The following is an 11996-nucleotide window of genomic DNA, read 5'->3' on the forward strand; positions in this document are numbered from 1 at the left end:
CGCTGATAAAATAATAGCATATGTATATGGAGAAAATATTAATGCAGATTTTGCATCTACCTCTTCAAGAAACCTTACTAAATTTATGAAACATCTGCTTGTAAGAAGATTTGAGAGTTCCCTTTATGCTTTTAAAAAAAGTATAGATAATATGATAGATAAATACGAAAACATAAAAACTTGGATTAATAAAGACTTATACCCTATTTATAAAAAAGGGGATACTCTATATATAGAAGATTTCTTTTTATATAGTGAATCATCAGATGATGAGAACGATATTGAATATGATGAAGTATTAGATTTTAATAAGGTAAATAAAAAAATTAAAGATGTAAAAATAATAGAAAATGTTAAAGAAGTTTTAGAAGATAAATTTTTTGAAGATTTTGAAAATGATTTAAAAATATTAAAACAAATAAAAAAAGATTGGGATAATATATCAGCAGATAAAGATAAAAAAATTTATTAAACTAATAGAAGAATTAAAGAAATTCAAAAAAGAAAATGATAAAAGAAAAATTATAATATTTACAGAGTTTAAAGATACAGCAGATTATTTATATGAATCTGTATATAAAGATAATGAACTAAGGAAATTATTTAAACCTATAAAATCAACATCGCAGTCAAAAAACAGAGACATAATAGCATCCAATTTTGACGCTTCTTTGGATACTAATAAGCAGGAAGATGATTATTTTTTACTAATAGCTACTGATACATTATCTGAAGGTATCAATCTTCATAGGGCTGGTATAATAATAAATTATGATATTCCGTACAATCCTACAAGAGTAATACAGAGAGTAGGACGTATAAATAGGATAGGGAAAAAACTATTTGATAAAATATATATACATAACTTCATACCTAGACTTGAAGCTCAGAAAGATATAAAAAATTGGCAGATATCTAATTTTAAATTAAACTTGATAAATGCTATATTCGGAAATGATACAAAAATTTTAAAAAAGATGATGAAATTAATTCACTCTTCTCATTAAAAAAAGAAAATGAAATACTAACCGATGACGATGTAAGCTGGGATAATGAATACAGAGAAGTTTACAACTTATTAAAAAATGATGATAAACTTCTTGAGAGAATAAAATCAATAGAAAATAATATAGTTATAAGAAGACAATCAAATTTCAGCGGTTTATTAGAGATAATACAATCAAAAAACGGAGTATTCGGTTCTCTATTAAAAAACTCAAAAATGGATTTTAATATAGAAAATATATTTAAAACTCTAAAAGCTGATAAAAATGAAAAATATATTCCTCCAAGCGAAAATATAAAAAAATTTTGAAGATGAATTGAAAAGAAGAAAAAATATTAAAAAGTCTGAAAGCAGCCATAAAGCACTTAATAATTTTTATAAATATCTTGACAATGATAATGAAAGAGATTATGTAAAAAAATTGATAAGTATTACAGAAAATAAATATTTGTCTGATAAAACTATAAAAGAGATAGATAAAGCATTAAAAACAGGGTGTTCTGTAGATATCCTTCAGAATATTATATCTCTTGATGAGGTAAACGAAAAGTTCAATTATTCTTCAAACAATCTTCAAAGTATATACGAAGATTCATATTTGATAGTAAAAGAAGAGTTTAGTAAATATAGCAATTAAAAATAAAAAAGTGATAGATATAAAAAATATATCTATCACCTATAATATATAATTAATTTTAAGGAAACAGCTTATAGTCTGAATATTGCAGTTGCCACTTTAAAAGCGGTTTCTAAATCTAAAAGATATATAGTATTATTATCTATATCCTGATTTTTAAGCCATTCATTCATATCATTCTTTGACCCAAAGAAATTCATAATATTTCAGCAGGTACTAGCCCAATTCTTATTTTTATTTAAATCAACATGTATTACATGTATATCATCAGGTGAATGCTCGGCAATACATCTGTCTTTAATTCTTACATATATTTTTTCACCAGTCTGACTGCATATAGAATTAATTTCAGTATCCTGATGAAATAAACTGTAAGAGCCAAGTGCATCTATGGCACACATAGAACAGAATTCCCTTCCGTCATCAAGTTTTACCCTATGGTTAGTTTCCATAGCAGATACAGGATAAAGAAAAGCAACGTCATCTCCGCTTAAAGTAATAATTTCTTTTTCAAGCAGGGTTTTATATAAACTTTCATCGCCGCATATTTTCACAGCTTCATCTTTGTTAATGGTACAGCCTGTATCTATAACTCTATTCATCAATCTTAATCTAGCATCCTGTATATCCGAAGGTAAATTATGATATTTATCAGATATACCGTATCTTTCCATAAAATCAGTATCAAACATAAACAATCCTTATAAAGTTATAACCTGTTCAACCCCGCTTCCTTCTAAGGCTTTATATAAGTCTGGGAAACAACCTATACAAGCACCGTCTATAAGTTTGTCATCAATCCCCCTCTCTATAGCACATATATTGCATGCCATAAGAAGAATTTTTTTGCTTTCTAATACTTTTGCAAGTCTATCTCCTACACTGCTTCCCTTTGTAAGAAGAAAAGTATTGTCTGCAAAAAACATCATACCAACAACTTCCGCACCATGTTTATCATTTAATAATTGCGGAATTATCATTTTGTCCAAAATCATATGCGAATTTTGGCTGCTGAAAATATAAGCTACTTTCATTTATTTACCCTCCAAAATATTTATAATTTATTTATATTATTTTTATATATTAAAAAATTACTTATACTGAAACAGGAACTTTATTTATAAAAGCCTTTTTAACATTATTAGTAAGTTCTCTGACACATTCTATATACTCTTCACTGTCTCTTTCTCTAGGATGTTTAATATCTATTCTCATGTCAGCCACTATCTCACCTTTATTTAAGCTCATAACAATAACCCTATCGCTCATATAAACAGCCTCAGAAACATCATGCGTAACCATAAGTATGGTACTGTTACTCTCTTTAACTAACTGTAAAAGCTCATTTTGCATATGCTCTCTCATCTGTAAATCAATAGCCCCAAGCGGTTCATCTAAAAGCAGTATTTTAGGATAAGGTGCTAATGCTCTTACAACAGCCACCCTTTGCTGCATCCCCCCAGATAAAGAAATAGGATACTTCTTTTCATGTCCTTTAAGATGCGACATTTCAAGCAGTTCTTCCAAACGTTTTTTCTTTTCTTCTTTACTCATCTTTGAAAATTTAAGGGAATAAAGTATATTTTTTTCAACATTCATCCAAGGAAATAATGCATAATTCTGAAAAACATATCCTCTGTCTGAAGAAGGTTTTTCTATTCTTTCACCTTCAAGCAATACCTCTCCAGATGATGCACTCTGAAAACCGCCTATTATAGTTAAAAGTGTAGTTTTACCGCAGCCTGAAGGTCCAAGTAAAGTTACAAACTCACCCTTTTCCACTGTAAAACTAATATCTTTTAATACCTCAACTTCAGGAGATTTTTTTGAAGTTTTAAAAGATTTGCATACATTATTTACTTCAAGAATTGCCATTTTTAAATCTCCAAGAAGTTAATATTTTTTCTAATATAACAAGCACCCTATCCATACTGAATCCTATAATAGCAGATATTATCATAAGAGCATAAAGTTTAGGGGTTTCAAGTCTCTGCTGTGCTTCAACTAATATAAAGCCGAAACCTTTGCTTGTAGCAATAAACTCTGCACAAATAACACTCATCCAGCCCAGTCCCAAAGCAAGCCTGCATCCAGTCAAAAATGAAGGCAAAGCACCTGGAAAAATTATATCAAACATAATATCTATATTTCTAGCCCCCATACTTCTAGCAGCATTAATATAGTTAGGGTCAATTCCTCTAACTCCGTCTATAGTATTTATTATAAGAGGAAATATAGCACTCATAGTTATTAAAAATATAGTAGGGCCATCGCCAAGACCAAACCATACTATTGCTAATGGTATCCAAGCCATTATGGGAACTTGTCTTATAGAGTTTATAATCGGAGAAATAGCTAAAAGTATAGGTTTTGAATATCCCATAATAAGCCCCAAAGGTAAACCTATTATACATGCTATGATAAATCCTCTAAATACACGCTCTAATGTTATAAGCAAATTTTGAACAGTATACGGATCCACCCAAGAAAGAAAAAATTCTTTGCAGGTTAATAAAAAATCTGGAAGAAGTAAATTATTATCTATCTTTTTGGCTAGAAAATACCAAACTATCATTATAACTATAAGCACAGAAACACTGTAGAATTTCATAAAAATACTATTTCCAGCATTTCCTAAATTTATAACTCTGCTTTTATTTTGCTGAACTTGACTCCCATTGTTTTCCATATATTCATTTCTCCTTCTGAATTTGAAATATCTAAATAATTAACAAGGATATTAGATAATATTGTATCATTTTCTATATCATCAACTGCTTCGTTGTAAACTTTAATAAAATCATTAAGAATAACAGTATATTTTAGTTTTTTTGAGGCAACCAAATAATAATCTGACTCTTCAGTATCTATTTTTTTAAATCTGGCATTTTTTATTTTTAAAGCCAATATAATATCAATAAAAATAGCATCAACAGTTTTTTTCTCTAAAGCATAAGGCAGTGCCGCTGCAAGCATAGGGTAATAATTAGAATTAGAGTACTTACATTTAAGCAAAGCCTCCTGAAGAATCCTTTTATTCATATATCCTATATTATTAGGTTCAATATTATTATTATCATAATCTTCATTATAATAAACCAATATATTAGAGCCTTTAACTATAGAGCCTACTATATAATAATTTGTATCAGTATAAATTAATTGAAATGCAGCATCGGGACATAAAACAGCCATGTCTACTCTACCAGATATAAAAGCAAACTCAGCCTGAGACCCGCAGCAGTCCAAAAACTGAACATAATCAATATTTGAAAACTCTATATTAGAATCTTTATCATTTATTATATAATCAAAAAGCATTCCAGAAGCATCATTGCCGCATGCTACTGTAATTTTATCTTTATTTATATCGTTTAATGATTTTTTATAATTTTGAAATAAGATGAAACATATTATAAAAACAATACTAAATATAATAATATATTTATTTCTTTTTATTATATGCCCCATCTCATTCCTTTATTACTATATATAAAATATTATATTTTTATGCTTTAGGTTCTTCTTTAATATTATCTACTTCTACAGCTTTAGCTCTCCAATCTTCATAGCTCATACCAAGAGGGAAGATAGGATCAACTTGTTCTTTGATAAATACATCAAAATCTTTAGCTCCGCAGTTATCAAAGTATGACAAATCTATATAATCATCTATATCAAGAGAGTTAATATCATCTCTTACTCCTAATCTTCTCATAGTTTTCATTTGGTTATGAACATAATCTCTATTTAATTTCCAAGTAATAGTTCTTCCTTCTTCATTAAGTTTTTTCCATAAAGTCATAAGACCAACTTCTAAAGGAACATTATAATTTTCAGCAAATATTTGGGCGGCTTTATAAGGATGAAGATACATATATTCTATAGACATAGCATGAGCAAGAAGTATGCGTTCAGCCAATTTCGGGTGAGCTTTAGCAAAGTTATAATTCATACAAACTTTACAGCAAGTTCCATGACCGTCTATTTCTCTGTCAGTATTTTGTCTTTTCAATATTTTACCTGTATTTTCATATTCTGCCATAGAACCCCAAGGATCACATGCTCCGTAACCATCTAACTGACCTAGTTTGAATGCAAAATAAGCATCTGAATCACTCATAGAAAAGTTTTCATAATAGGTTGTATCTCTTGGTATATTTAATTGTTCTGTCCATTCAGCCCAGTTTAAATTTACTGTTTCGGCATTTGCTCCCATAGATATTCTTTTGTTTAAAAGGTCTTCTGGTTTGTTAATATCTTTAGAAACAACAAAATATTCAGCTCCGCCTGTATGATTTTCTGCGGCTATAAAAAGAGGTACTTTATTTTTTACAGCATTTAAAGTGGTTGTAAAACCAGCATATGCCATATCCATCTGACCAGCACTCATAGCCTCTGGAACATTACCATTACCTGTTACTGTAACATTCAAACCTAATGCTTTAAATATACCTGTATCTTCGCCTACACAAGCTGCTGTCATATGGTCGCAGTTATAATAACCCAAATTAATTTTATATTTTTTATCATCATCACTTAATTCTTCCAAATTGTAGTCAGCAACTATAGCCTGTACATCTTCAGGTATTTGAGATGCTTCTTTATTAGATGAACTATTTTCGCTTCCGCAGGAAACAGCGAGCATCATAATAAACATAGAAAAAATAATCATAGTTTTTTTCATTATTGTTCTCCTTAAAAAATTATATATATATTATTTTTTTTAACAGCAATCTTCCATTCCGTTTTCAAATAAACTTATAAACTCTCCGTTTTCAAGTCTATAAACAGCAAAACCTATATGTGCACCCTTTTTACCAGACACCAAAATTTCATTTGGTACTTTTTCGTCTATATTATAAAATTTTATAGTGTAGCTCTCTATAGGTGCAGGTATAGGAGATGTCATTAATATTTTTCCGCGGTTATAGTCTTTATATATACCAATCAGTTTATTTGAATACTTTGACTCTCTGTAAATTATTATTAAATCGTCTTTATTATCCCCGCTAAAATCACCCTCCAAAAATGTAAGAAGTTCTTTTTCAGAGTATTCTTTCATATAGGCTTTATAAAGCTCATTATTATTTATGCCTTCTGCACTTTTTATATCCTGCGTATTATCACTGCATGAAACAAATATAAAAATACATAAAACAAAAAATAATCTCAGCATTGAACTTCTTTTTCCCTGCTTATAATCAACTTTATTTTCTTTACTATTATCATAAACCATGAATATAAGCCCATAAATAAAACTGCAATAGCACATATATTCTTGAACCAATCTGGAAAAGTGATATTTATATTATTGGCTATTTCTATCTGCTTAGTAGAATTTGATAAATCAAAGATGGGCGTAAAATTATCCGTTAATAAAATATTTGTAATGTAACCTATCAAGATACCAAAAAAAAGCATAGAAACTAAATATATGATTAAAGTTCTCTTACCTATGAGCTTATATATGCTGATTAATTCGGAAATATTGGTTGCTACCCCTGTAATCAAAAAAGTTATTGCTATGCCAGGGGAAGCACCTGCAGATATTAAAGCGGCTATTAAAGGTATATGACCTAAAGCACATACATACATCATACAGCCTACCAAAGTTATACCTAGTATTGATACTAATTTGGGGTTGCTTAAATACTGCATGACAAATGACTGAGGAACAACTGTTAATAACAACGCACCAAATAAAGTACCTATTAAAATAAATCTGCTTATTTCTATTCCAAGATTATTAAATCCCCATAAAATGCCATTGTATAATTTTTTGTACCAAGGCGTTTTATCCACATAATTTGTTTCTGGGATTTTAATATTCATACTTTGCAATTTTAAAACTTCAGGAGCTATTAATTCTTTACCGCCGAAAGTATTTCCTAATATTCCTATTATTAAAGGAAGAAATATTCCGCATAATATATATATAATTGTAATTTCTTTGCCTAGCATAGCAAAAGCAACTATTATTGCCGCTGGGTTAATTATTGGGGTAGATACCAAAAATGAAAGCGTAGGTCCTAAATAGGCACCTGTCCTATATAAACTTAATGCCAAAGGAAGTACTCCGCAGCTGCATATAGGAAGAATTGCCCCTGATATTGTAGTCTTTATCAAAGAAGATATTTTTTTATTGCCTATTGATTTTTGCAGTACCTGAGGACGTACAAAAGCATGTATTATTCCAGATAATATCAAACTTATGACAATCCATTCAGAACTTATTAGGAGAAAGTCCCAAAATACATATAAAAAATTCATTATCATAATAATTTTATTAAGCGTTTTGTGCTTCTACTGCCTTTTTAATTTCTTTTTCTATTAATTTTTTGCTTAAGACATCGTATCTGTCTTTTCCATTTATAATTAATGTACCTCTGTCTACCATTCCGTATTTTTCTAAATAATCAAAATCTTTGCCTGCATAATAGAGTTTTACTTCTATTTGGTCGTTATATTGTTTTTGCAATTCGTTTAAAAATGATGAGTAGCCATCGCAGGTTGGGCATGTATTAATAAATTCAACTAATACTTTAGACATAAAAAATCCTTATAAAATATTAATAAAAACTTAATTTCTAAAATAAAAATAATATAAAAATTTATTTAAAATAATGTAAATTGATTATTATTGTTAGATATGATTTTTAGAATATACGCACGGTATATTATAGAGAGTGTGTCTCGGGAAAAGCGTACTGATTAGTAAATAAAGTTAGCTTTAAGTTATTAATTATACACATATTAATTATACCCTATAAATGATAAACGTATATTAACATAAATTAGATTAAAGTCAATTAAATATTATTACTTTTTATTTGCTAATAAAACATTTTTTACTACATTAAAACTATATAAAATATTGTTTATTTTTATGACGATTTAATATATTATTAGTATTATTAATATTTAATTTATTTTAGGGAATACATATTATGAAAAAAAATAATAGTGTAAAAAATATAAATACTCAAAATAATAATTTTAAATTTGATGAGCCTTACAATAAACAAAAATGGGCTGAGCATTTTGGAGAGAATTTTAAAGAAGAATATGGATCTGTGTCTGGCGAAGAAGAGATAATTGAAAAAAATAAAGATTTTTTAAATAGCATTATTTGGATTGGGGATTTGAATATAAATGAAAATGAAACGATTGGGGTGTTTGAGGTATATATAAAAAATACTAGGCTTGCTAGCAGAGTAAAAATTTCTAGGATTTGCAGCAGGATATTAATGTCTGGCAATTATGGTAAGGGTATATTTTTTATACTTTATGAGGATAATAAAAATAATTATAGGGTATCGTATGTAAAGCATGACAAGACAGGTGTAAAAGGCGAAAACGGGCTTATCATAATGAAAGATGATTACAGTAATCCTAAAAGATATACTTTTTTGCTTGGGGAGGGAATAAAGGTACATACGCCAGCAAGCAGGATTACAAGCGATATTTTTGGAAGTGTTGAGAGTATAGAAAATGCTTTTAGTGTAGAGGGTGTTAATAAGGAGTTTTATAAAGGGGTTAAGGAATATTTTGAGAAGATACATAATGATATAATAAAATATTTTGATAAGGACGAAAACAAGGCTAAAGAGTTTGCATTAAGGTTTTTGGGACGTGTGCTTTTCTGCTGGTTTTTACGGGAGAAGGAATTGATACCGAATGAGATATTAAACAGCGGGGTTTTTGAAAATCTTAAATACAAGAAAAATTATTACAGCGATGTGCTTGAGGATTTGTTTTTTAATGTTCTTAATATGGATATGGAGAAGCGTAAATTTTCAAAAGAGAGGGTGATATATAATTATGAGAAGGCTATACCATTTTTGAATGGGGGATTATTTTCAAAGAAAGAGGACGATGAGGCTGTAAAGAGTATAGATGATGAGATAATAAAGGGGTTGTTTGAATTTTTTGAGATGTACAATTTCACGGTTGATGAGAGTGCCCCTTTTGATGTGGAGATAAGCATAGACCCAGAGATGCTAGGACGTATTTTTGAAAATCTGCTTGCGGAGATAAACCCAGAGACAAAAGAGAGTGCGAGGAAGGAGACGGGATCATTTTATACGCCTCGTGAGATTGTGGACTATATGGTAATGGAGGCTATAAAACTTTATCTGTATAAGAAAATGCCCGATATGGAGAAAAACAAGATTGACAGGATTTTTGATGTTGATGAGAGCGTAAAATATACAGACAAAGAGCGAAAGGGTATTTTGAAGAATATACATGACATGATAATATTAGACCCTGCCTGCGGAAGCGGTGCTTTTCCTTTGGGGATACTACAGAGGGTTTTTAATGTGATTGATAAGCTAGACCCTAATCATGAGTATTATAAAAATTATGTTATTGATAAGCTGCCTTCTGGGGCTAAGGCTGAGTTTAAAAAATTGTATGATGCAAAGAAATTCAGCTATGCGTATAAACTTGATATACTTCAGAGTATGATACATGGGGTAGATATACAGCCTATAGCGATTGAAGTTAGTAAATTGAGGGCGTTTTTATCTTTGGTAGTTGATGAGAAAAAAGAGAAAAAAGAGCATAATTTGGGTATTAGAACTTTGCCGAATTTGGAGTTTCAATTTCTTTGCACCAATGCGTTAATAGGGGTGGATTTTAATATAAAGAAAGGAACTTTTGAGTACAGCGTATTAGAGGGCATAAAAACAATGATGAAAAATATATCTGAAATGTTTTATGTGGCTTCGTCTTTGGAAGAAAAAGAGAGGGTAAAAATAAAATTTGAAGAGTTTCGGGAGTTTGTAAAAAATTCTGCTTTTATAGATGAGAGTATAAAAGCGAAAATTTTGTCTTGGTGTCCGTTTGACAATAAATCTGCAGAGTTCTTTTCGCCTTTGGTGCAGTTTGGTATTGATAGGGATTTTGACATTGTGATAGGAAATCCGCCTTATATACAGCTTCAGGGTATGGCTAAGGGATTAAAAGAGATGTATCAGAATGCTGGTTATGAGAGTTTTAAATCTACTGGTGACATATATCAGCTTTTTTATGAAAAATGCTTGGGACTTCTCAGCGATGACGGGGTGGCTAGTTTGATAACTTCTAATAAGTGGATGCGTGCAGGTTATGGAGCTAGTACTAGGGAATATTTTTATAAGAATGCCGATGTGTTTCGTATCATAGATTTGGGAGCTGGCAGGTTTGAAAGTGCTACGGTGGATGTTAACATAATTTTTTATTCTAAAACTAAAGAGAAATATATACGCGGCGAGCGTAGTTTTGAAGGGGTTACATATTCGGGCAGTTTGAAAGAGATTGCAAGTGCCGAGTTTGACGCTGTGGTTAGTGAGGCTGGCAGAGAATGGGTGATAATGAGCGGCTTGGAGAGGAGCATTTTTAACAAGATTAGCAGGCACAAGGCTTTGAAGGACTGGGATATTAGTATAAAATACGGAATAAGAACAGGCTGTAATGATGCCTTTATAGTTGATGAAGAAACTAAAGATAGGCTTATTAAAGAAGATAAAAAGAGTGCAGATTTAATAAAACCTTTACTTAGAGGGCGTGATATTAAGAGATATAAATCTGAATTTGCTAATAAATATATAATATTAGCTTATCAAGGCTGTTTTGATGAGGTATCTAAAAAATATCCTGCAATATACAAGCATTTATTACAATACAAAAAATATTTAGAAAATAGAGGTCAAGTAAAAAATAGTAAAAATAGACATTGGATAGAATTAGATAATTCAGCAACTATGGATTATTTATCTAATTTTGAAAAAGATAAAATAGCATGGCAACGTATTACAGACAAAAATAAATTTATTTTCTCTGGAAAAGGGGAATATATTCTTGATAGTATGGCTTTTATTTCAGGTTTTAATTCTAAAGAAGAAGCTTATTATATACTAGGAATATTGAATAGTGAATTAATTTATTTTTGGATTAAACATAATGTACATGAATATGGAGGTACAGGTTTTCGACTTTCTAATCAGTATGTTGAAGTTATGCCTATACCAGAAGCCGACTCTAAGACTAAAAATAATATAACAAAACTCGTAGATAATATTATAATGCTAAAAAAGCAAGAGAAAGATACTACTCCTTTAGAAAAAAATATTGATGAGATTGTTTATTCACTATATGGGTTGAGTGATGAAGAAATAAAGATTATTGAGGGTGGTAACTAAAAAATACTAGTTTAATAGTTTAATTTTTATTTAAACAAGGGAGCTATTTCCCTTGTTTTTTATGTTTTTTCTAAAAAATTAATTTTTTATTTTACTTTTTTATATATAATAAGTTATATTTTATATATTATAAAATTATAAAAATAACTATTTAAAATATAAAATC

The 11996-nt window shown here is 29.5% G+C and carries 12 protein-coding genes and 1 pseudogene; 4 read left to right on the forward strand and 9 right to left on the reverse strand.

What is annotated here, in order from left to right:
- The 3 genes and pseudogenes from KQ44_RS14930 to KQ44_RS14940 form a co-directional block, all read left to right on the forward strand.
- Window positions 1-472: pseudogene (locus KQ44_RS14930) on the forward strand (helicase); the annotation flags it as partial.
- A 49-nt stretch (window positions 473-521) separates the two neighbouring features.
- A complete protein-coding gene (locus KQ44_RS14935; RefSeq protein WP_346426133.1) occupies window positions 522-1007 on the forward strand; it encodes a C-terminal helicase domain-containing protein in 486 nt (161 codons plus the stop codon).
- Window positions 1008-1322: 315 nt separating this feature from the next.
- Window positions 1323-1643, forward strand: a complete 321-nt coding sequence (locus tag KQ44_RS14940; RefSeq protein ID WP_240516527.1) for a hypothetical protein — start codon at window positions 1323-1325, stop codon at window positions 1641-1643.
- A gap of 71 nt (window positions 1644-1714) precedes the next feature.
- Here KQ44_RS14940 and saoL read toward each other — a convergent pair whose 3' ends face one another.
- The 9 genes from saoL to saoT all read right to left on the reverse strand — a co-directional run bounded on the left by saoL (window position 1715) and on the right by saoT (window position 8196).
- On the reverse strand, window positions 1715-2335 hold the full coding sequence (saoL, locus tag KQ44_RS07045) for a MerB-like organometallic lyase SaoL (protein ID WP_240516528.1): 621 nt from the start codon (window positions 2333-2335) through the stop codon (window positions 1715-1717).
- A 9-nt stretch (window positions 2336-2344) separates the two neighbouring features.
- On the reverse strand, window positions 2345-2677 hold the full coding sequence (gene saoD, locus KQ44_RS07050; protein WP_013114961.1) for a DsrE-related protein SaoD: 333 nt from the start codon (window positions 2675-2677) through the stop codon (window positions 2345-2347).
- A 61-nt stretch (window positions 2678-2738) separates the two neighbouring features.
- Window positions 2739-3518 carry an ABC transporter ATP-binding protein SaoA gene (gene saoA, locus KQ44_RS07055; RefSeq protein WP_096736822.1) on the reverse strand — a complete coding sequence of 260 codons (780 nt, stop codon included), beginning with the start codon at window positions 3516-3518 and terminating at the stop codon, window positions 2739-2741.
- Window positions 3505-4332, reverse strand: a complete 828-nt coding sequence (gene saoP, locus KQ44_RS07060) for an ABC transporter permease subunit SaoP (RefSeq protein ID WP_096736823.1) — start codon at window positions 4330-4332, stop codon at window positions 3505-3507. Before saoP ends, saoA begins: the two co-directional genes overlap by 14 nt.
- A complete protein-coding gene (gene saoB, locus KQ44_RS07065) occupies window positions 4284-5114 on the reverse strand; it encodes an ABC transporter substrate-binding (seleno)protein SaoB (protein WP_096736824.1) in 831 nt (276 codons plus the stop codon). Before saoB ends, saoP begins: the two co-directional genes overlap by 49 nt.
- 37 nt (window positions 5115-5151) lie before the next feature.
- Complete coding sequence (gene saoX / locus KQ44_RS07070) at window positions 5152-6330, reverse strand: ABC transporter substrate-binding subunit SaoX (RefSeq protein WP_096736825.1); 1179 nt, start codon at window positions 6328-6330, stop codon at window positions 5152-5154.
- Window positions 6331-6369: 39 nt separating this feature from the next.
- Complete coding sequence (gene saoC, locus KQ44_RS07075) at window positions 6370-6822, reverse strand: Cys-Cys-COOH (seleno)protein SaoC (protein ID WP_096737795.1); 453 nt, start codon at window positions 6820-6822, stop codon at window positions 6370-6372.
- Entirely contained in the window at window positions 6816-7922 is a 1107-nt protein-coding gene (gene saoE / locus KQ44_RS07080) for an efflux transporter SaoE (protein WP_096736826.1), read from the reverse strand. The genes saoC and saoE overlap by 7 nt, the downstream gene beginning before the upstream one ends.
- A 10-nt stretch (window positions 7923-7932) precedes the next feature.
- On the reverse strand, window positions 7933-8196 hold the full coding sequence (gene saoT / locus KQ44_RS07085) for a thioredoxin-like (seleno)protein SaoT (protein WP_096736827.1): 264 nt from the start codon (window positions 8194-8196) through the stop codon (window positions 7933-7935).
- A 397-nt stretch (window positions 8197-8593) separates the two neighbouring features.
- On the opposite strand from saoT, the gene KQ44_RS07090 reads away from it, so the two are divergent.
- Window positions 8594-11830 (forward strand): N-6 DNA methylase, encoded by a 3237-nt coding sequence (locus KQ44_RS07090; RefSeq protein WP_096736828.1) that lies wholly within the window; start codon window positions 8594-8596, stop codon window positions 11828-11830.
- Window positions 11831-11996 lie beyond the last annotated feature (166 nt).

Origin of the sequence: Brachyspira sp. G79, from assembly GCF_002379365.1 — a bacterium.
In the GTDB taxonomy this organism is placed as follows: Bacteria; Spirochaetota; Brachyspiria; order Brachyspirales; family Brachyspiraceae; genus Brachyspira.